The organism is Acidovorax sp. NO-1 (assembly GCF_000238595.1).
Classification (GTDB): domain Bacteria; phylum Pseudomonadota; class Gammaproteobacteria; order Burkholderiales; family Burkholderiaceae_C; genus Acidovorax.
In genome coordinates, this window is the sequence record NZ_AGTS01000145.1 from 115834 (window position 1) to 135137 (window position 19304).

At 60.4% G+C, this 19304-nt stretch carries 22 protein-coding genes and 1 tRNA gene; 16 read left to right on the top strand and 7 right to left on the bottom strand.

Annotated elements, in window-relative coordinates; all coding sequences use genetic code 11:
* Positions 1–196 precede the first annotated feature (196 nt).
* The 15 genes from KYG_RS20960 (at position 197) to KYG_RS24585 (ending at position 12061) form a co-directional block, all read left to right on the top strand.
* Positions 197–1528: an integrase family protein gene (locus tag KYG_RS20960; protein WP_034695637.1), complete on the top strand. Its 1332-nt coding sequence runs from the start codon at positions 197–199 to the stop codon at positions 1526–1528.
* A 103-nt stretch (positions 1529–1631) separates the two neighbouring features.
* The gene (locus tag KYG_RS20965; RefSeq protein ID WP_139019433.1) at positions 1632–2132 is read left to right on the top strand and encodes a hypothetical protein; all 501 of its coding nucleotides are present in this window, start codon (positions 1632–1634) and stop codon (positions 2130–2132) included.
* A gap of 55 nt (positions 2133–2187) precedes the next feature.
* On the top strand, positions 2188–2451 hold the full coding sequence (locus KYG_RS20970) for a hypothetical protein (protein ID WP_008906939.1): 264 nt from the start codon (positions 2188–2190) through the stop codon (positions 2449–2451).
* A 93-nt stretch (positions 2452–2544) separates the two neighbouring features.
* Positions 2545–3078 carry a hypothetical protein gene (locus KYG_RS20975; protein ID WP_008906940.1) on the top strand — a complete coding sequence of 178 codons (534 nt, stop codon included), beginning with the start codon at positions 2545–2547 and terminating at the stop codon, positions 3076–3078.
* Positions 3079–3211: 133 nt separating this feature from the next.
* The gene (locus KYG_RS20980) at positions 3212–3496 is read left to right on the top strand and encodes a hypothetical protein (protein ID WP_008906941.1); all 285 of its coding nucleotides are present in this window, start codon (positions 3212–3214) and stop codon (positions 3494–3496) included.
* A complete protein-coding gene (locus KYG_RS20985) occupies positions 3497–3847 on the top strand; it encodes a hypothetical protein (protein WP_008906942.1) in 351 nt (116 codons plus the stop codon).
* A gap of 585 nt (positions 3848–4432) precedes the next feature.
* Entirely contained in the window at positions 4433–4861 is a 429-nt protein-coding gene (locus KYG_RS20990) for a hypothetical protein (RefSeq protein WP_008906943.1), read from the top strand.
* Positions 4862–5305: 444 nt separating this feature from the next.
* On the top strand, positions 5306–5539 hold the full coding sequence (locus tag KYG_RS20995; RefSeq protein WP_008906944.1) for an AlpA family transcriptional regulator: 234 nt from the start codon (positions 5306–5308) through the stop codon (positions 5537–5539).
* A 48-nt stretch (positions 5540–5587) separates the two neighbouring features.
* A complete protein-coding gene (locus KYG_RS21000; RefSeq protein WP_008906945.1) occupies positions 5588–6964 on the top strand; it encodes a hypothetical protein in 1377 nt (458 codons plus the stop codon).
* A gap of 794 nt (positions 6965–7758) precedes the next feature.
* On the top strand, positions 7759–9072 hold the full coding sequence (locus tag KYG_RS24570; protein WP_139019434.1) for a hypothetical protein: 1314 nt from the start codon (positions 7759–7761) through the stop codon (positions 9070–9072).
* A gap of 84 nt (positions 9073–9156) precedes the next feature.
* The gene (locus KYG_RS24770; protein WP_050813909.1) at positions 9157–9894 is read left to right on the top strand and encodes a hypothetical protein; all 738 of its coding nucleotides are present in this window, start codon (positions 9157–9159) and stop codon (positions 9892–9894) included.
* 99 nt (positions 9895–9993) lie between these two features.
* Positions 9994–10383, top strand: a complete 390-nt coding sequence (locus KYG_RS21015; RefSeq protein ID WP_034695641.1) for a hypothetical protein — start codon at positions 9994–9996, stop codon at positions 10381–10383.
* Positions 10384–10395: 12 nt separating this feature from the next.
* Positions 10396–10887 carry a hypothetical protein gene (locus KYG_RS24575; RefSeq protein WP_139019435.1) on the top strand — a complete coding sequence of 164 codons (492 nt, stop codon included), beginning with the start codon at positions 10396–10398 and terminating at the stop codon, positions 10885–10887.
* 169 nt (positions 10888–11056) lie between these two features.
* Positions 11057–11770, top strand: coding sequence for a hypothetical protein (locus KYG_RS24580; protein ID WP_139019436.1), 714 nt, complete (start codon positions 11057–11059; stop codon positions 11768–11770).
* 24 nt (positions 11771–11794) lie between these two features.
* Positions 11795–12061: a hypothetical protein gene (locus tag KYG_RS24585; RefSeq protein WP_139019437.1), complete on the top strand. Its 267-nt coding sequence runs from the start codon at positions 11795–11797 to the stop codon at positions 12059–12061.
* Positions 12062–12185: 124 nt separating this feature from the next.
* On the opposite strand, the gene KYG_RS21035 is transcribed toward KYG_RS24585, so the two are convergent.
* The 5 genes from KYG_RS21035 to tolB all read right to left on the bottom strand — a co-directional run bounded on the left by KYG_RS21035 (position 12186) and on the right by tolB (position 15818).
* Positions 12186–12261 (bottom strand) — tRNA-Lys (locus tag KYG_RS21035).
* 57 nt (positions 12262–12318) lie between these two features.
* Entirely contained in the window at positions 12319–13113 is a 795-nt protein-coding gene (locus KYG_RS21040; protein WP_008906951.1) for a ThiF family adenylyltransferase, read from the bottom strand.
* Positions 13114–13120: 7 nt separating this feature from the next.
* Positions 13121–13912: a tol-pal system protein YbgF gene (gene ybgF, locus KYG_RS21045; protein ID WP_008906952.1), complete on the bottom strand. Its 792-nt coding sequence runs from the start codon at positions 13910–13912 to the stop codon at positions 13121–13123.
* Complete coding sequence (pal, locus tag KYG_RS21050; RefSeq protein ID WP_008906953.1) at positions 13912–14454, bottom strand: peptidoglycan-associated lipoprotein Pal; 543 nt, start codon at positions 14452–14454, stop codon at positions 13912–13914. Before pal ends, ybgF begins: the two co-directional genes overlap by 1 nt.
* Before the next feature lie 44 nt (positions 14455–14498).
* Positions 14499–15818, bottom strand: a complete 1320-nt coding sequence (gene tolB / locus KYG_RS21055; RefSeq protein WP_034695703.1) for a Tol-Pal system beta propeller repeat protein TolB — start codon at positions 15816–15818, stop codon at positions 14499–14501.
* Positions 15819–15974: 156 nt separating this feature from the next.
* On the opposite strand from tolB, the gene msbA reads away from it, so the two are divergent.
* Positions 15975–17777, top strand: a complete 1803-nt coding sequence (gene msbA / locus KYG_RS21060; RefSeq protein ID WP_034695706.1) for a lipid A export permease/ATP-binding protein MsbA — start codon at positions 15975–15977, stop codon at positions 17775–17777.
* A 36-nt stretch (positions 17778–17813) separates the two neighbouring features.
* Here msbA and KYG_RS21065 read toward each other — a convergent pair whose 3' ends face one another.
* Positions 17814–18488, bottom strand: coding sequence for an ankyrin repeat domain-containing protein (locus tag KYG_RS21065; RefSeq protein ID WP_008906956.1), 675 nt, complete (start codon positions 18486–18488; stop codon positions 17814–17816).
* Positions 18485–19291: a TatD family hydrolase gene (locus KYG_RS21070; RefSeq protein WP_008906957.1), complete on the bottom strand. Its 807-nt coding sequence runs from the start codon at positions 19289–19291 to the stop codon at positions 18485–18487. The genes KYG_RS21065 and KYG_RS21070 overlap by 4 nt, the downstream gene beginning before the upstream one ends.
* Between the last annotated feature and the right edge of the window lie 13 nt (positions 19292–19304).

A 19304-nucleotide genomic window follows, 5' to 3' on the forward strand; every position in this document is an offset into this window, starting at 1 on the left:
GGACGTACAAGATTCGAACTTGTGACCAACGGATTAAAAGTCCACGAAATCCAACATTTGCCAGCGTTGAATGCTGTAGATACAATCAATACAAATCAACAACTTATGAGTTAAAAAAGGCTCAACACTGTTGATTTACACATGGGCATATTTCACGAAGTTGCCTACAGATTGCCTACAGATTTCAGGTGGTGCCATGAGTGGACAGAAAAGCCGGGTACGTTTGACTGCTGGCCGGGTAGCTGATTTCGCTTGCCCGCCCGGCAAGTCGCAAGCCTTCCTGTGGGACACGGACACCCCGGCGCTGATGCTGCGTACCACGCCCACGGGCCGCAAAACCTACGCCTTTGAATCGCGCTTGAATGGCGACACCATCCGCGTGACCATCGGCACCGCCGCCGAGTGGAGCCTAGAGGCCGCACGCACCAAGGCCCAGGCGTTAAAGATGATGGTGGACAGCGGTACCGACCCCCGCGAGGTGGAGCGCCAGCAGCTGGCCGCCAAGGCTGCACAAAAGGCCGCAGCCGCCGTGAAGGCCGTTACTGTGGGCGAGGCGTGGGCCGTTTACCTTGCCGACCGCCGCCAGTATTGGGGCGAGCGCCACTATCAAGACCACGAAAAACTAGCCTGTGCTGGTGGCGAGGTTGCCAAGCGTGGCACCCGTGGCCGTGGTGTGACCATCGCCGGGCCGCTGCATCCCTTGATGGCGATGCGCCTGCAAGACCTGACAGCCCCCGTCATCGAGGCGTGGGCCGTAGAGCAGGCCAAGACCCGCCCGACCCCTGCGCGGCTGTCCTGGCGCTTGCTGCGTGCCTTCCTGGCGTGGTGTGTGGAGCATCCGCAGTATGCCGCCGTGGTGCCAGCACAAAACCCGGCAAAGACTCGCCGCGCACGCGAGGCATTGGGCAAGGCTGGAGTAAAGCAGGATGCACTTTTGCGCGAACAATTGCCCGCATGGTTTGCCGCCGTGCGCAACATTGGCAACCCCGCCATATCGGCCTACCTGCAAACGCTACTTCTGACGGGCGCACGCCCTGGCGAAGTGCTGGCGCTGCGCTGGGACGACATCAACAACCAATGGCGAGGGCTGACCATCCGGGACAAGGTGGAAGGCGAGCGCGTCATCCCTTTGACGCCCTATGTCTGGCACCTGCTAGCCGCCCTGCCCCGCCGCAGCGAATGGGTGTTTGCCGGTGCAACCCGCGAGCCGGGTAAGGCTGCGCGGCCCATTGCCAAGCCCCACCACGCCCACGCTGCAGCCTGCAAGGTGGCCGCAATCGAGGGACTGACGTTCCACGGCCTGCGCCGCAGCTTCAGGAGTCTGACGGAGTGGCTAGAAATCCCCGCCGGGGTGGTGGCACAGATTCAAGGCCACAAGCCCAGCGCCACAGCGGAGAAGCATTACACCGTGCGCCCGTTAGACCTGTTGCGCCTGCACCATGAGCGCATCGAAGCGTGGATTCTTGAACAGGCCGGGATTGTGTTTGATGCCAAGGCAGAGCCGGGCAAGCTGCGTGCTGTGAACTGATAAACGCGAAGCCCTGGCGCGTTTCACCCAGGGCAAAGGCGGGGCTACGAGGTGCGGTAACACCAGCGCAGCCCCTAACCATCATCAAAACTGGAGTTTGAAAATGGCTAGCGAAAATGTAAATCAATCGGCGCAAGAATTTTTTTGCGGTAGCTCGATTAGCGGAGGCCGAACTACCATCTTGGGCGCTACAGGTATTGATATCCGAAATTTTCCACAGGTTATGGATGGCAGCGGCGAAGCGGTTGTGCGTAAAGATGGTCACACTTGGACTATCACCCCGTGGGAGGGCGGCGGAGGCTTCGCTGTAGCGTCTAGACCGCAAACCGAGTCCGAGATTGAAAGCGAGCGGCAGCGTATGCTGCGCCGGACCTTTGCGAGTCACTTCACCCAGGACCGCCTGCTGATGTGTATGGATATCGCAGAGCAGGTGACTTCGTTCTTGGCACAGATGCGCCCAGACCATCCGCCCTCCCGAGCTGTACGCCGTGATATGCATCGCAAGCTAAACAGACTGGTGGAGATTCAAAAGGATTTGCTATTGCGTAGAACCGCAGATTCAAGCCTCTATGAACAAGAGCTGAAAGAGTTGCGGGCCGCTTAGCCACTGTTTCGCCCCAGCTACCCCTACCAGACGAAACCATGCAAGAGGTGTATTGATGATTCAAACCAAGGAACAGAAGGCAAAAGGCACCATCTTGGCCTGTTTGCTGGAAGTAAACGATTTGCCGGAATGGACAATGAATTTTCAGCGCGACAGGCTATACGAGGCACTGACGCAAATACATGCAGGTGAAATTGAGCGCGCAGTTAGTACGCTTGGGCAGGGCGTGGAACATGCCTACCGTGAGGAATACACCGAATCTAGGCCAGAGGCCCAAGCCTGCAAAAAAGCATTTGACTGCTTGACGCAAAAAGATTGACCGTTTCGCCCCAGCTAGGCCCGCGAACCGAAAAGCGGGACTCCCTGCCCGCCTGCTGGGGCTCCTGTTCAGGGTTGCACTGAGGGGGTGCGGATGATTCAAGATGATGAAGAGGCGCGCAATTTCTATATGGGCGAAGAGCCAATTTCTCACCCCAGCGACGCTCTGCTGAATGAATGGATAGCGCGTATTCGTAGCGGGGAACGAAGGCCGGAGATAGACGGTATCGCGAGGACCATCCTCAGGGACTTCTACTTGCGCAATTTCCTAGGGGTTGAGCAAAGTCGTGTTGTTACAAACTGGTTAGCTGATGCCTTTTCGGAAATCCTTGACCATAAGGACCCGCTGCTCGCATTCGGCCTGATGCGGCGCCCAAACAAACGTCCCCCGGACTCAAGCAAAGGAATAAATGTTGCAATGTGGGTAGCCTGCGCAGAACGGCTAGGTCTCTCACGCCCAGACGCGAAACGAGAAGCCGCCGAGGTTTTCCATATGGACGAGAGCAACGTTGGCAAGCTGATTCGCAAGACCGGCGCTCTGGAATGGATGAACCCGGACACAAACGCGCTTATTGAATATTTCGCACTTCTTGGAAAGCCGTTGCCCGCAAGTCCGGGCACTAAGTAGCTACTTTCTGCCTATGCGAATCAATAGCACCTAATGGACACTGCAAGCAACAGGTCAACGCAGCGATGCGCCATCTGTGCCCCTGCTAAGTCAGTCGGGGCAACCTTAACGCCGAGAGGCGCAGGAGTTTGCAATGCAATCTACGACCACGGTACAGCCGCAAGTGCTGGCCGTACACAATCACAGCGCAGACACCCGCCGCGCTGCAACTGAGCCCCAACAGTTCCCCCCGCTGGAACTGGTCAACCGTCCCACAGTGCCGACCGAGCAAGCCGCGCATTATTTGCTGCGCCGCCCTCAGACCCTCAGGGGCTGGGCCTGCGCTGAAACCTTCCCCGATGGCCTGCGACCCGTTCGCATCAATGGCCGCCTGTGCTGGCCTGTAGCTGGCATCCGTGCCGCGCTGGGAGTTGCGTAAATGAAAACGCCCGACCCCACCAAAGCAGAATCGAGCGCCCCGAACAGCGCGAAGTTTACAGGCACTGACAACCCGCGTCACCTGCGCGCAATAGACGCACTCCTGCGCCGCCCAATCCCCCGGGAGGCACTCGACCGCATTGCAGGGGCCAGCAACTCGCCAGAGCTTGTTGCAGAGCTGCGGCGCCGTGGTCTGGAGATTCCGTGCGAGCGCATCAGCTTCACCGACCGCGACGGCAAGGAGTGCCGCCCTGGCGTTTACAGCCTGACCAAAGCCGACCGTCGAAAAATCTACCAGTGGATGGCGCGCCGCATCCGTGGAGCTGGCGGGCATGGCAAACGGACGCTCTAAGAGCGGCAAGGGCGATTCAGGGCGAGATTCCGGGGGCTTCATCGCTCTGCCGTGGTCTGTCCTGGATTGCCCCGCCTACAACCGTCTATCCATGCACGCACGCGCCTTACTCCTGGAGGTGGCCAGGCAATTCGTCCGCGACAACAACGGGCGGTTGTTGCTCTCACGGGCCCACATGCAAACCAGGGGCTGGAAGTCGGCGGACATGCTGAGCAAGGCAAAGCGCGAGCTGCTGGAGGCTGGCTTCATCTATGAGACGGTGAAAGGCCAGCGGCCCAACAAGGCCAGTTGGTACGCCGTCACCTGGCGAACGCTGGACAGGCACCCGGGCTACGACACCGGTGCGATTGAAGGTTATGTGCGCGGTGCTTATCGGATATCGAGCGCACCCAAAAACACAAGCCTTAGTCCGCCCCACGGTACAGGGAGGCTTTCCATAGTACCGCCCTACGGTACAGGAGAGCCCCTCTCTGTACCGCCCCACGGACCTATGAGGGCCAGTTTTGATGCCCTCTCTGTACCGCCACACGGACACCATCTAGATATGCCATCTGCAGTTGCAAGTTAGGCAGCAAAGGAACAAGCATGCAACCCAAATTGACCCACCACCACCTGACCGCCGAAGAGGTGAACGACGAGCACGGCCAAGCCATCTTGTTAACGCAGCAGGACGGAATCGAAGAGCCGCACTCCGTACTGGTGCACCCCTGGCAACTGCGGGCGGTCTGCGAAGAGTTCGGAATCGTCGCCAGCGATGAGCAGGCCGCAAAGACTATCCGCACCCTGCAGCGGCGCATGACGAGCCTCCTAGGCCGTATTGAGCACCTTGCCGGGTGGATGACGAACCACAGCGACCAGCGACATGCGGACCTCACCTACGAGATAACGCAGTTGCTGGCGCTCCAAGACCTCGCCAGCGAATGGTGCGGAGACTTTGCGGACAACCTGCGGACAGAAGGCGGACCGACCCAGGAGGTCGCTGCCGGGGGCGCTGTTCAGCGCGCTCTTTTGTGAGGGGGCTCCCATGCGTGACACAAACGCCGAAGCGCTGCCAAGTTGCGCCGTAGTGGCTCGCTACACCGCTCCGCAACAAGAAAAGCCACAGCGCAGAAGGGGAAGGCCGCAAACCAGGACAGATGCGCATTACGCGTCACTGCTGGCTGAACTGCAGAGCATGGCCGCATGGTTCCACCAGGCGCACCAGCGGGCGCATCGGTCGGACGTGGAATTGCTCACAGCCTATTTGGGTGAGTCCTTTGCCCGAGAAGGCAAACGCAGATGCAGAGCCACGGGGGCCGAATTTGCGGGGCGACTCAAGACGCTCAGAAACGAAATTTCCCGGGCGAGAAAGTGGCAGAGAGCCGCCATTGAAACATCCCAATAAATGGCGTTTTAGTGGGATGCGATACCGCTCAAACTCACATCCATAGACGCGCAGTTATGCGCAAGGAGTTGCATATGAAGATGGCAAATACCCCCCGGAAAGACATTCGAATTCTCCGCTTTCCCGAGGTCATCCGGAAGACCGGGCTGAGTCGCTCTGAGCTTTATAGCCGGGTGCGCTCCGGCGAGTTCCCGGGCAAGGTTCCGCTGGGCCGCCGAACGGTGGGCTTTGTTGAGCGCGAAGTAGACGACTACCTGAGCGACCTCATCCAGCGCGAGCGGAACCAGCCCAACCTTGAACGCGCGTGATGCCTATAGCCAGCGCCCGTACCACCAAGCAGAAATAAAGGAACAAACATGGCAGGACTACTCGATTTCAACGACCCTCAGACGCGCATGGGCCTGGGCCTGCTCGCCATCGGCCAGATGCCGCGTGCACAAGGCATGCAGGGCCTCATGGGCCTGCTGGGCTCGATGGACCAAGCTGAACAGCGCAAGGAGGAAACCGCGTGGACGCGGATGCAGCGCGAGCGCCAGCAAAAGGAATGGGGCCTTCAGGACCAGGAGAACGCTCTTGCTGGCCAATTCTTCCGACCTGGCCAGCAGGCGCTGGCGCCATTGGCTGGAGACGCCGAATCGGGCATCTTGCCCAGCGCAGGCAGACCGGGCGCACCTGCGAGCTTCGACACGCGGGGCTTTGCGCAGGCAATGATGACGGTGAACCCCAAGCGCGGCATGGAACTTCTTCAAGGGCTCCAGAAGGAAAGCCAGATTAACAAGCTGGACGTCAAAGACTTCACGCCCGCCTCTGTCGCAAAGTTCCACCAGACCGGGGACTACTCGGTTCTGGAGCGCTTGGACAAACTGCATTTCGCGGACACAGGCGGCAGCATCGCCGGGCTGAATCAATTCACCGGGCAACCGGTTAACACCGTTCCCAAGACCGGCAACCCATTCAACGACCTCCTCCTGAGCGATGGCCAGGGCGGGATGCGCCCCAACTCTCCCCTCATCGGTGCGAAGGCGGCCATTGCCCGCGCCGGGGCGTCGAATGTCAGCGTCACGACGAAGCAGGAAGGCGAAGAGGCCAAGGCAGTTGGCAAATTCTTCGGTGACAACTTCGCAGACATTCAAAAGGCTGGCTTCAATGCCCAGAACACCATCAACCGCTATGACCGCCTCGGTCAGCTTCTTGACGGTGTGGATACAGGTAAATTCGCCCCTATGGGCCTGGAGGCCGCAAAGGCGGCGCAATCCCTGGGCATCAGCGTCGACCCGAACCTTGCCAACAAGGAAGCCGCAGTCGCACTGAGCAGCGAGATTGCTCTACAGCTGCGCAACCCATCCGGGGGTGCAGGCATGCCGGGGGCAATGTCCGACGCTGACCGCAACTTTCTGGCCGGGATGGTGCCAGGCATCGAGAAGACGCCCGAAGGCCGAAAACAAATCATCGAAACGGCGAAGAAGCTCGCCAAGCGGGACATGGACGTCGCGCGAATGGCACGCGAATATCGAGCCAAGAACGGGACCATCAACGAAGGCTTTTACAACGAGCTGGCCAAGTACTCCGAGGCGAACCCCTTGTTTGGCAAGTCCGAAAGCGTGTCCAACAAAGGGCAGGCGTTTCCGCAAATGCCTGTAGCCAATGCATCAAACCGGGGCAAGTTCTTAACTGACACCGTCGGTGGCAAGCGCTTTCAATCCAACGGCATGCAGTGGGTGGAGGTGAAATGAGCCGCTACATACTCGAAGACGAAAACCAAGGGCGCTACGTCCTTGAGGACTCCCCTGCCCCAGCACAGGCAGGCAAGGGAATTAGTGCCATACCGCGCCAGCTCGGACTGACCGCGCGCTACGGGCTTGAGGGTGTCGCCAACACTGCGCAGATTGTCACTGAGCCTATTCGGCAATTCATCACCGACCCGCTGGCCCGCGCCTTTGGTGGTATGGGTGGGCGCCCAATAGGTCAGGAGGCGACTCTCCTTGCAGACCGTCTAGGACTTCCTGCGCCTGAGGGGGCTACCGAGCGGATTGTTGCTGACGCTACGAGGCTGGTCGCTGGCGCTGGAGGCCTGGGCGCTGCGGCTCGCAGTGCAGCAGCTGCTCCAGGTTTAGCAGGCAAGACGGCGGAATTCCTCGCCGCGAATCTGCCCCAACAGTTCGGGGCAGCGGCTGGTGCTGGCCTTGCGGGAGGCGCTGCCCGGGAGATGGGCGGCAACTCGGTTGTGCAAGGCGTGGCATCGGTTGTAGGCGGAATTGGCGGCGGCCTCGCTGTGCAAGCTGCGAGCTCAGCAGTCCAGCGCGGTGCTACCTTGGCGCGTAGGGTACAACCAGCCAAGCAACGGGCCTTCGAGCAGCGCGTTGACCAAACCATCAACGTTACTCTCCAGAACCAGGGCGTCGACCCTGCGACGGTAACGCCTGCCATGCGCACCATGCTTCGTGAGCAAGTGGGCCGAGCGATGGATATGGGAGGAGAACTGAATCCGGACGCAATCGCGCGCCTGGCAGACTACACCCGGCTCAACATGACCCCAACTCGTGCGCGTCTGTCGCTCGACCCGTTCGACGTGACGCAGGAGGCCAATGCATCCAAGCTGGCCGCGGCTACCGGCAACAGGGACGCACGGCTGCCCCAGATTGCCCGGGACAACAATGCCCGACTGGTCGGAGCCCTGGACGACATGGGCGGAGCCCGCCCGATGGACGGATACGGTTACGGCAGCACAGTGGCCAACACCATCCGCGCACAGGATGACGCACTGCAACGCAACGTTGGCGCTCTGTATGGCCAGGCCCGGGACACACAAGGGCGAAGCGCCTCGCTCAATGGCCAGGCGTTCACTGCCCGCGCGAATCAGGCTCTGGACGAGGCGCTGCTAGGTGGCGCGCTGCCACCATCCGTTGCGCAGCACATGAACCGGATTGCGAAAGGCGAAGTGCCGTTCACGGTGGATTACGCCGAGCAGCTCAAGACCGCCATTGGCAATCTGCAGCGCGGGGCGAGTGACGGACAGACCCGCATGGCGCTCGGTGTCGTGCGCCGGGCTCTGGATGACGCTCCGCTGGTCTCTGCACCACAGGTGAACCCTGGGGCCCTACCCGCAGTCCCGGGAACGGTGCCGCCGTCGCCTGCCGCCATTGGCCAGCAGTCAATCAACGCATTCAATCAGGCCCGCCAGGCTGCCCGTGACCGCTTTGCATGGCAGGAAAGCTCCCCGGTCATCGCCCGCGCGCTTGAAGGCGCGAACGCCGACACCTTCATTCAGCAGAACATTCTGAGCAAGGCCGCTGGATATGACGGCGTGGCGCGGGTGGCCGACACCATCAACCAAAACCCCGCTGCCCGCGACGCTGTGCGGGTCTCCATCGTTCACCGATTGAAGGACGCTGCCATCGGCAAGGGGGGGACCTCGCAGACCGGCAACTTCTCCGGCAAGGGCATGGAGGCGGCTCTCAAGGACATTGGCGACCGGAAGCTGGGGCTGTTCTTCGAGCCCGCCGAAATCGAGACCCTGAAAGCCATGGCTCGGACCGGAAGCTTCGAGACTTTCCAGCCGCGGGGCTCTGCAGTGAACAACAGCAACTCCGCTGCAGGGGTTGCCGCGCTGGTGTCTGGTGTGGCGGACAGGGTGCGCCCCCTCGCCAACAAGTTGCCGTTCGGTCAGCTGGCCATCTCCAACCCAATGGACTCCACGGCGGTGTGGCTTGCCCAGCGTCCCGCCCAGAACATCACGGGCGGCCTTCTGGGCCCCCGTCCTCAGCCACCCCTGGGGGCTGGATTGCTGCTACCCGGGATAGCCATTGGCGGGAACGCGGCCGGCCTACTTGCGGGACCGTAACCAGTCGATGAGCCAGAGAACGCACACAGCGCCCACCCAGCCCAAGAGGATGGGGTCTTTCATGGTCCGAATATACGAGCTCCCATGACAAACGCAATCGCAGCCAAGAAGGTAAGACCGCCGAAAGATGGGGCCCAGGGCCAGACTCAGGTGGAGAACAAAAAGGACGTCCTGCAGATTGCTGCAAAGCTGGGGGTATCCCAAGAGCGCCAGCTTGCGGACTTGGCCACGGACGGCATTGCCACAAACGCAATGACTGCCCGAGTCTTTCTGGGTCCGGCGCAACCAGACCTGTCTATCACGGACATGGTGGCCAGCATCAAGGACCATGGCCAGCGGGTCAATGCCAACGACTTGGCGGCAGCGGAGCAGATGCTTACCGCGCAGTCCATTGCACTGAATGCCATTTTTGCGGAGATGGCTCGGCGGTCGGCATTGAACTTGGGCGAGTACCTTGATGCCAGCGAGCGTTACATGCGCCTCGCCCTCAAAGCCCAGGGGCAGTGCCGGGCGACGGTGGAGACGCTGGCCGCAATCAAAAACCCGCCCGTGGTTTTTGCCCGCCAAGCCAACATCGCCCACGGGCCGCAGCAGGTGAACAACGGAGTAGCCCCCGGGCGGACTCACGGTGCCCAAGCACACGCACACGAGCAAACGGGAACTACGTCAAACGAACTTTTGGAGATAGAAGATGGCAAACGGCTGGACGCAGGAGCGCAGAGAGCGGCAGGCCTTGCTAATCCGAGGCTGGCAACCATGGGCACAGTCAACAGGGCCAAGGTCGGTCGAAGGGCGCTCCAGAGCAGCGCAAAACAGCTTTAAGCACGGCGCGCGCTCGGCTGAGGCTGTCGAGTTGCGCCGTGAACTGAACAAGCTTAAAAGAGCCTTTGAGCAGCCCCAAGAGTTCTACTGCTGAACAACATGGAAACAAAGATGGACAACGTGACGGCAACCCTGGTAAACGAAGTTCTCGCCCTGCAGGCCGAAGTAGCTGCGCAGCGCATCATTGGCGGCGCCGTGCTGGTGGACGACCCGGTGCAGTACATCAGCATGGCGGTGGAAAATATTGAGGCTTACTCCCTGCAAATGGCCTTGAACGATGCGCAGCGGCAAATCCTCAGCGAGCGTCTTGAGTACACCCGCGCGCTTTGGATGACTCACATGAAGCTGGCACATCCCGGGGGCTGGCGTGGCCTAAGGTACTGGCTGGCTCGCAGTTTGAAGCGTGCGCACCGCGTCTTCACGGGCTCCACCGAGTATTCGTTCTCGCCGGGGCCCTCCCTGGACTGGTCCAAGCTGGCACCGAAATAGGCGCGTCCGGCCATGAAGATGACAGCTTCACAATTGAGTTCAGCACTGGGCTCCCGATTTGCACTTTCCCTCGCTGCCTGCGCTTTTGCAGCAAATGCCCTCGCAGGGAACTGCGTGGTTCTAGACGGCAAGAAGATTGGCGACTGTGCGAACGTGCACGTTGGACCCCCTCCGCCGCTGGATGTCAAGAAGGGTGGGTCGTTCTCAGGCAACTTTGGCCGAGTCACTATTCGGCCAGGTGTGAATGCCTCCATTTCCGGCAACACTGACGACGTGATTGTTCGTGCTGGAGCGACTCTCTACTTGACAGGCAACAGTGGCAGCGTACGCGTGGAAGGCGTTGCAGAGCTCTCCGGCAATTCAGGCTGGGTCCATGTGGCAAAGGGTGGCATGGTGACCATCCGGGGAATCGCCGATGGAGTGAGCGGACCGGGCAAGGTGGTAAAGGTGCAGGGCTCAATCATCGGCGGTATCTACACCATCGAACCATCGTCCGCCCGCTAACCCCCCGTTTTTGGGGGTGTTTCATGGGAAATTTGGGGGTCTTTCACCGGAAAAACGGGGGTGTTACCGGGAAAAACGGGGGAGTTATCGGGCAAAGCTGGTGAGGTGGGCGGAGCAGCCGTGTATGGCGGAGTTTCTACACTTTGCAGCCGAGAGATGGGCGCGTAACATGAAAAAGTCGAACCAGAAAACCGGAGGGAAAGTGGCTATCAACATGTTCGCAGGAGCGCGGCGTATTGCACTCGCATTCGCCGGGCTATGGGTGCTGGGCTGCGTAGCCTATGCAATCTTCTCCGAGCCCTACGTTTCCCTCAAGTACTCCGTTGAGACTTACGGAGCAACGCCGACCCCCGCTGAATCATGTAATTCCAAGGACGCTCGCAAGTTCACAACTGTGGATGCGCCCAACGATGCGCGCGTTGATGTCACGTTTTGCTTCGTTTCCAGCCCTGCAGATGATGGCAGCCCCCTCATACCCTTCCGGCAAGTTGTATCAAGCTCAAATCCTGAAGCGGCACGCGTGTACGAAGCTCGAAAGGAAGCTCTACGGCGTGGCGCGCACGATGATGCAGCGCGACTGACGCAATATCTCCTGAGCATGCCAATATCCCCATGGGAGCCTCAAACGGTGTGGATGGCAAACGAGTATGACAAAGATGTGCGCGCATACATGGATGGCATAGCGGGCGCCTTTCGCCTTCAGCAAAGCGACCTTGAACGGGTACAGCAGGTTAAGCGTCAAAAGCTCCTAGACCAATGGATGCAAGCCCTTCAAATACTCTTCGGCGGCCTCGCAGTTGGTTGGGCTCTCACCGCTCTCATAGGCTGGATTGCCCGTGGCTTTCTGGGCATCCCGCGCGGCAAAGACCATCGCCCTGCATAGAGCGACCCTCGAAAGGTATTTGACATGATGAAAAAGGCTGCGCTTCTTCTTGCGGCAATGTGCTCGCTGACCGCCTGCGGCTTAGGGGGGAATTACGCGAGCGAGGTCGGCTGGCGTGAGGGTGGCAAGGAGCGGTGGAACATCTCCGGGGACTTCTCGTCCCTCGATGAATGCCGCACAGCCGCTATCTCTGAATACAACAGCATCAATGCTCGGAACCCTGGACAGGCGTTTTCGTGGGCCTGTTTGAAGAAAAATTCAGACGGCAGCTACGCGAGTCGCCATCGTTAAAAAGGCAGTCGCTCGGACCGGCAGCGCGCCGCCAATTTCAAGCAATTGCCTACAGATTGCCTACAAGCAACACCAAAAGAAAAACCCCGCTACCTTATCGATAGCGGGGTTTCTTTATAGGGCTTGGTAGGACGTACAAGATTCGAACTTGTGACCAACGGATTAAAAGTCCGCTGCTCTACCAACTGAGCTAACGTCCCAACCTGTTGCGAGCCATCGTATCGATCGCTGCAAAGCCTTGAATTATAGCGTCGTTTTCAGACCGTTTTTGAAACCGATGCAAGTTTGTCGAGGACCCAGCCGGCTGCACACTGCCCAAACGTTGCGGTCACAGACACTACTGAGCCGTACCCATGACAGTTCAGAGAACCGTCGCCGTCAATGTTGCAGGAGGCGTCGGGTGGGGCAACGGGTTCCCGGCTGAAAACGCAGGGAATACCCATTCGCTTGCCGTCACGCGGCGCCCTGTGGTGCTTGCGAAGCTGGTAGCGCACTTGCGCCAGCAGCGGGTCATGGGTGGCGTTGGCAAGATCATCTATGTCCACCTTGTGCGCATGCCGCTTTCCGCCCGCTGCCCCCACCGCGATGTGAACCACGCCTTCCGATTTCGACCATGCCGCCATGGCGACTTTGGCCTTGACCTGATCGCATGCATCAATGAGTGCATCCACCGGCGCTGACATCAATGCAGGCCAGTTATCAGGCTCCACAAATTCTTCAATGCAGTGAACGATGCAACCCGGATGAATTTGCGCAATGCGCTCGCGCATGGCGTGGACCTTCGCCTGGCCCACGGTTTCAGATACTGCGTGGATCTGGCGATTGATGTTGGATTCGGCGACGTGGTCGAGATCGATCAGCGTGATCTGGGCCACGCCGCTGCGCGCCAAAGCCTCGGCAGCCCAGGAGCCCACGCCGCCGATGCCCACCACCGCCACATGCGCGGCGCGAATACGAGCCGCACCGTTGACACCATACAACCGCTGAAGCCCGCCGAATCGCCGTTCCAGTACCTCATGCACCCCAGGCGCATCGCCAGCCACAAGAGACATACCGTGTTTACTTGAGGCGAGAAAGGCGCTCTTTGGCAGCCACTGCAGCTTCGGATTGGGGATAGGCACGCACAAGGTCTTCGAGGGTCTTTCGCGCAGTTCGTGTCTCTTTGAGTTCAATCTGGCAATTGGCAATAGACAACGCAGCCTCTGGCGCACGGGCGTGATCGGGCGCGTCGCTCAGCATTTGCCGGAAGTTACCGATGGCGCCCTTGTAATCCCTGGTGGCGTACTGCGCATTCCCAAGCCAGAAGCGGGCGGAAGGCGCATAGCCACTGCGTGGATACTGTCTCAGAAAGGCGGAAAACGCATTTCCCGATTCCGCGAACTTGCCGGAGCGAAAAACCGCCAGAGCGGAATCGAAATCACGTTTTTCGGACGGGTCGGCCTGGAACTCGCGCCCATCCACCGTCACGGTCACAGGCTCAAATTGCCGCAGCCGCTCATCGACGCCCTGCGCTATGTCCTTTTGTCGCCGCTGTAACTCACCTACGTCGCGCAACAGCTGCTCGTTTTGCCCATGGAGCCTGGCCTTGTCCGCGCGCAGGGATTCAATCTGCGTCTGCAGATCGAGCAGACCGCGCCGCAGCTGTGCGTTTTCTTCAGCAAGCTTGCGAAGCTCATCAGAAGAACGCTGCTGAGAAGCCTGCAACCCATCCACGCGTTGCCGCATCTCCAGGATGGCCCGCCGGGCCTCGCCATCTTCAAATATGGCGGCATGCGCCGACGACAATGTCGCCGCCAGCAATGCCGCCATCGCCAGCGTCTTCACGGGAAAGCCGACCACTGCGGAGCGCATCAACGGTACGACAGTTCAGCGCGACGGTTCTGGGCGTGCACATCTTCCCCTGTGCCCTGTGCTGCAGGTTTTTCTTTGCCAAAGCTCACCGCTTCGACCTGACCATCCGGCACCCCAAGCAGCGCCAAAGAGCGGCGCACGGCCTCAGCGCGTTTTTGGCCCAAGGCAAGGTTGTACTCGCGTCCCCCGCGGTCATCGGTATGGCCCTCGATCATCACCTTGCGGTTGGGTGCCGCCTTGATGAACCGGGAGTGGGCCTCGATCAGCGACTGAAACTCGGGCTTGATGACGTAGCTGTCGTAGTCGAAGTACACGATGCGAGCCACACCCACGGGGCCAGCGCCATCACGACCGGATTGCCCCAGGTCCACACCTGCCACACCGCTTTGCGCCGTATTGCCGGAATTGGCTCCGCCACTGGCACCGCCCATCGTGGACGTTGCGTTCTTGTCTTCCACCGGCACATCGTCCAGCTTCACGCCGGAGCTGCAGCCCGCCAAAAAGGCCGCAACGGTAAGGGCAAGGGTAATGCGTTTGATCATCCAAAATTCTCCTGAAAGCTTGATAACTGAAATTGCCGAAAAGTTCATTGCTTCTGAAACGGGCCCCAATCCGGTTCACGGATATCGCCTGCCTGGCCTGCAAGGCGGGCCTTGATCTTGCCGTCCAGCGTGGTCGTCATGAGTGCTTCGCGCCCCTGCTGCTGAGTGGCATAAACAATGAGGCGGCTGTTGGGTGCAAAGCTGGGGTTCTCGTCGGCCGTCGTGTCTGTCAAAGCCGTCACGTTTCCGGAGGACAGCTCCATCACATGCAGCTTGAAGGCTCCACCCACGCGGGAGATATACGCCAGCCACCGTCCATCCGGGCTGATGCTGGGCGAAATGTTGTAGGTGCCAGTGAACGTGACACGTTCTGCATTGCCACCGGATGCCCCCACCCGGTAGATTTGGGGAGCACCGCCACGGTCGCTGACAAAAAAGATGCTTCGACCATCACTCGAGAACACAGGCTCGGTGTCGATACCGGGGCTCTGCATGAGCCTGCGGGGTTCCCCGCCGTTGGCATCGATCGTGTACAACTGCGAGCCGCCGTCCCGGCTCAGGGTGACTGCAAGGGACCGGCCATCTGGAGCCCACGATGGAGCACTGTTGGATCCGCGGAAGTTCGCTATGAGGCGACGGCGCCCAGTTGCGACGTCATGCACGTACACCACGGGCTTGCGGGACTCGAACGACACGTATGCCAACTGTCCCCCGGTAGGCGACCACGCCGGTGAGATGATGGGTTCGGGGCTCGACAGGGCCGACTGTGCATTTTCTCCATCGGCATCTGCCACCCACAGGCTGTAGCGAGGGCCAGTCTTCGTCACGTAGGCAATGCGGGTGGAAAATATTCCCCGCTCACCGGTGAGTTTTTCGTAGATGAAGTCGGCGATTCGATGCGACACCAGACGCAAGTCGCCCTGTGTCACGACGAAGCTTTGTCCGCCCAGGTCCTGGCCCTTGACGACATCCCACAGCCGGAACCGCACATCAAAACGTCCGTCGGCCAGGCGGGTAACACTTCCGGTTGCCAGCGAATCAGCATTCCTTTGCCTCCACAACGCCACATCCGGTCTGGACGTTTCGTCCAGCACCGCACCTGCCGCATCAATGGCGCGAAACTGCCCGCTGCGCTCAAGGTCGGCCTGAACGATGGAACCGATTTTTTGAGGAGATTGAGCCTCCCCTCGGAATGGCGCGATAGCAATGGGCAACTGGGTCAAGCCGACCCCAGTCACTTCCACCCGGAATTGTGCGAAGGCTGGTATGGCAGGGGAAGCGATGATCGCTGCTATCAACTGGCGGCGCGAAGGCAAAAGCCCAGCGGCAGGGAAAGTTTTTGAAGGGTTTCGATCTATGGTCATTGGCATCCAGCAGTGGCCGAACAAGTGCCGAAGGGCAAACCCGAATGTTACACACACGCGCAGTGTCCCTGTGACAAACTGTGCCGACCCAAATGGATTCAAGAGCTGGTGGCCGGTGGCCACTTCTTGCTGCACCAACCCTACAATCCGGGCCACATGCAAGCCACCGATCAAGGCGCCAGCGCCCCACCTGCCCCCCCTCCCAATCTCAGCCTGACAGCACGGTTAAAGCGGCTGTCCATCTACTTTGGCAACCAGCGACTTGCATGGACCGTGGCCATCGTCGCGACACTGGTGGGCGCTATTACCGAGCCTTTGATACCCGCGTTGCTGCAACCTCTGCTGGACAAGGGCTTTACCCAGGGCACGCTGCAACTCTGGGTGGTGCCGGTCGCCATACTGGGGGTTTTTCTGGTGAGGGGGATCGCCCAGTTTGTCGGGCAGTATGCGCTGGCGCGCATTGCCAATGAGGGCATGCTGACGCTGCGCCAGGCACTGTTTGATCGGGTTTTGGCTGCGGAAATGGGGTTGTTTGCACGCCAGTCGGCCAGTGCGCTGTCCAACACGGTGGTCTATGAGGTTCAGACCGGCGCCACGCTGCTGGTTCAAGCCCTCCTGGGGCTCTCGCGCGACGGATTCACCCTGATCGCCCTGCTCGCTTATCTGCTTTACCTCAACTGGCAGCTCACGTTGATCGTAGCGGTCGTCGTACCCGGGGTGGCCTGGATCATGAAAACCCTGTCACGCCGGCTGTATCACCTGACCAAAAGCAGCCAGCAGGCCACGGACGAACTGGCCTATGTCGTGGAAGAAAACGTGCTCGCGCACCGGATGGTGCGGCTGCATGGTGCACAGGCGGGCCAGGCTCAGCGATTTGCCCATCTGAGCCGCAGCCTGCGGCGCCTGGCGATCAAATCCACCATTGCCTCGGCGGCCATGACCCCTTTGACCCAGTTGCTTGCCGCGGCTGCGCTCTCTGTGGTGATCTGCATTGCACTGTGGCAAAGCCGTGGAGCGGTGGACACCAAAGACGTGACGGTGGGTGGGTTCGTCTCGTTCATTACTGCCATGCTCATGCTCATCGCGCCAATACGGCGGCTGGCGGATGTGGCAAGCCCCGTGACCCGGGGCGTGGCTGCACTGGAACGGGGACTGGGCCTGCTGGGCAGTACCGGGGCAGAAACTGGCGGTACCTACCGCACACCCAGGGTGCAGGGAGAACTTACCCTTCGCAACGTGTCCGTGTCGTTTGGCCCGGATCACGCGCCTGCCCTGGACGGGGTGAGCCTTCGGGTAGCCCCGGGTGAAGTCGTGGCACTGGTCGGCCCGTCTGGAGCAGGCAAAACCACGCTGGTCAACCTGCTTCCTCGCTTCGTCATGCCCGCGTCCGGCACGGTGGAGGTGGACGGTCGTGTCCTGACCGACTGGGACCTCGGATCGCTGCGGTCACAGTTCGCGATGGTGAGCCAGGACGTTGTAATGTTTAACGACACAATCGCAATCAATGTTGCACTTGGAAATGCGGTTGACGAGTGTCGCGTTCTTGAATGCCTTGCTGCGGCCAATCTGGCAGAGCATGTGGCGGCTCTGCCTCGGGGCATCCATACCGTTGTCGGGCACAACGCCACCCAGCTTTCAGGGGGGCAGCGCCAGCGTTTGGCGATAGCACGGGCGCTCTATAAAGACGCGCCCATCCTCATCCTGGATGAAGCGACCTCTGCGCTCGACACCGAATCTGAACGCCTGGTGCAGGAAGCCCTGCAGCGACTCATGCAAGGGCGCACGACCCTGGTCATTGCGCACCGCCTGTCCACCATAGAGCACGCGAACCGCGTGGTTGTAATGGAGAGAGGTCGCATTGTCGAGCAAGGGACGCATGGCGAGCTGATGGCGCAAAGTGGGCTGTATGCGCGCCTGCAGACGCGTACGTCCTCGGCACCATCCACCGCTACCGACTGAATCGCATGACGGCAGGCCCCTGCGTTGGCGCCTCGCCTACCACCTGCCCCGGTTGGGCTGGCGTCGCCGGATGGCCGCAGCAATTTTTTCGGCTGATTCGGTCCGGCTCACGCGCGTGGCAAAGTCCACTGCGGTCAGCCCCAGCTGGTTTTTGAGCGTGGGATCCGCCCCTTCGTCCAGCAGAAACTGCACTGCCTCGTTGGAGCCGTAGTGCGCTGCCATCATCAGCGGTGTGGTGCCATTGGGAGAGGCGGCGTCAATGTAGGCATGGTTTTCCAGCAGCAACGCGATGATGGTGGTGTGCTGCGGCGTGCCCGCTGAGGCGGCGTAGTGCAGCGGCGCCCAGCCGGTCTTGTTGACATCTGCACCGCGAGCGATGAGGGCCTTCACTGCTTCCACATTCCCCTTGATCGCAGCCATCATCAGCGGGCTCTCATCCTGGGCATTGCGGGCTTCCACATTGATCGTTCGGGATGCCATCAAAGCTGCGAAGGCCTTGGTCGAACCTTGCTGCAGTGCAATCACAAGACCCACCTGTCCTTTGGGGTCGCGCGTGTTGGGGTCGAAGCCCCGGCGCAGCAGTGCGTTGATCGTGCTCGCGTCATCACGCAGGATCGCCACAAAAAAATCCTCATAGGCACCTGCCAACGCACGCGTTGCCAGCACGCCCACCGCCACGGCCGCCAGGGCAGAACGTCGGTGCAAAGTCATGACATCACCCCCTTGAACAAGGTGTTGAAATTGTGACTGGTAGCCTCGGCCACAGCCTCCAGTGAAAGGCCCTTGGTCTGCGCCACTTGCCGGGCTACATGGGGCACATAGGAAGGGTTGTTTGTCTTGCCACGATATGGCACAGGCGCCAGATAGGGGCTGTCGGTTTCGATCAGTGTGCGATCGAGCGGCACAAAGGCCACCACGTCGCGCAGCTCCTGCGCGCTTTTGAAGGTGACGATGCCCGAAAACGAAATGTAGTACCCCAGATCCAGCGCCGCGCGCGCGACTTGCATGGATTCCGTAAAGCAGTGAAAGACGCCACCCGCCCGGTTACCGGGGCCGTCCTCACCCTCCTCGCGCAGGATGGCGAGCGTATCGTCCGATGCACTGCGGGTGTGGATGACCAAAGGTTTTTCGCATATTCGCGCTGCACGGATGTGGTTGCGGAAACGTTCCCGCTGCCACTCCAGATCGGCAATGCTCCGCCCGCCTTTGCGGTCTTCCATGCCGTAGTAATCGAGGCCCGTTTCGCCAATGGCCACCACGCGCGGCAGGGCAGCACGGTCCAGCAGGTCCTGCACCGAGGGTTCGGCGATGCCTTCGTTGTCGGGGTGCACACCCACCGTGCTCCAGAAATTGTCGTGCGCCATTGCCAGCGCATGCACGCCCTCGAACTCTTCCAGCGTGGTGCAGATGCACAGGGCACGGTCGACGAGCGCTTCGGCCATGGCCCGGCGGATGGCGGGCAACTGGCTCACCAGCTCCGGAAAATTCAGATGGCAGTGCGAATCAGTGAACATGCAGTTTCAAGTT

Bases quoted from the DNA above. Each gene is read 5' to 3' on its own strand.
- KYG_RS20960 (WP_034695637.1), top strand. From the start codon at position 197: ATGAGTGGACAGAAAAGCCGGGTACGTTTGACTGCTGGCCGGGTAGCT.
- KYG_RS20965 (WP_139019433.1), top strand. From the start codon at position 1,632: ATGGCTAGCGAAAATGTAAATCAATCGGCGCAAGAATTTTTTTGCGGT.
- KYG_RS20970 (WP_008906939.1), top strand. From the start codon at position 2,188: ATGATTCAAACCAAGGAACAGAAGGCAAAAGGCACCATCTTGGCCTGT.
- KYG_RS20975 (WP_008906940.1), top strand. From the start codon at position 2,545: ATGATTCAAGATGATGAAGAGGCGCGCAATTTCTATATGGGCGAAGAG.
- KYG_RS20980 (WP_008906941.1), top strand. From the start codon at position 3,212: ATGCAATCTACGACCACGGTACAGCCGCAAGTGCTGGCCGTACACAAT.
- KYG_RS20985 (WP_008906942.1), top strand. From the start codon at position 3,497: ATGAAAACGCCCGACCCCACCAAAGCAGAATCGAGCGCCCCGAACAGC.
- KYG_RS20990 (WP_008906943.1), top strand. From the start codon at position 4,433: ATGCAACCCAAATTGACCCACCACCACCTGACCGCCGAAGAGGTGAAC.
- KYG_RS20995 (WP_008906944.1), top strand. From the start codon at position 5,306: ATGAAGATGGCAAATACCCCCCGGAAAGACATTCGAATTCTCCGCTTT.
- KYG_RS21000 (WP_008906945.1), top strand. From the start codon at position 5,588: ATGGCAGGACTACTCGATTTCAACGACCCTCAGACGCGCATGGGCCTG.
- KYG_RS24570 (WP_139019434.1), top strand. From the start codon at position 7,759: ATGACCCCAACTCGTGCGCGTCTGTCGCTCGACCCGTTCGACGTGACG.
- KYG_RS24770 (WP_050813909.1), top strand. From the start codon at position 9,157: ATGACAAACGCAATCGCAGCCAAGAAGGTAAGACCGCCGAAAGATGGG.
- KYG_RS21015 (WP_034695641.1), top strand. From the start codon at position 9,994: ATGGAAACAAAGATGGACAACGTGACGGCAACCCTGGTAAACGAAGTT.
- KYG_RS24575 (WP_139019435.1), top strand. From the start codon at position 10,396: ATGAAGATGACAGCTTCACAATTGAGTTCAGCACTGGGCTCCCGATTT.
- KYG_RS24580 (WP_139019436.1), top strand. From the start codon at position 11,057: ATGAAAAAGTCGAACCAGAAAACCGGAGGGAAAGTGGCTATCAACATG.
- KYG_RS24585 (WP_139019437.1), top strand. From the start codon at position 11,795: ATGATGAAAAAGGCTGCGCTTCTTCTTGCGGCAATGTGCTCGCTGACC.
- KYG_RS21040 (WP_008906951.1), bottom strand. From the start codon at position 13,113: ATGTCTCTTGTGGCTGGCGATGCGCCTGGGGTGCATGAGGTACTGGAA.
- ybgF (WP_008906952.1), bottom strand. From the start codon at position 13,912: ATGCGCTCCGCAGTGGTCGGCTTTCCCGTGAAGACGCTGGCGATGGCG.
- pal (WP_008906953.1), bottom strand. From the start codon at position 14,454: ATGATCAAACGCATTACCCTTGCCCTTACCGTTGCGGCCTTTTTGGCG.
- tolB (WP_034695703.1), bottom strand. From the start codon at position 15,818: ATGACCATAGATCGAAACCCTTCAAAAACTTTCCCTGCCGCTGGGCTT.
- msbA (WP_034695706.1), top strand. From the start codon at position 15,975: ATGCAAGCCACCGATCAAGGCGCCAGCGCCCCACCTGCCCCCCCTCCC.
- KYG_RS21065 (WP_008906956.1), bottom strand. From the start codon at position 18,488: ATGACTTTGCACCGACGTTCTGCCCTGGCGGCCGTGGCGGTGGGCGTG.
- KYG_RS21070 (WP_008906957.1), bottom strand. From the start codon at position 19,291: ATGTTCACTGATTCGCACTGCCATCTGAATTTTCCGGAGCTGGTGAGC.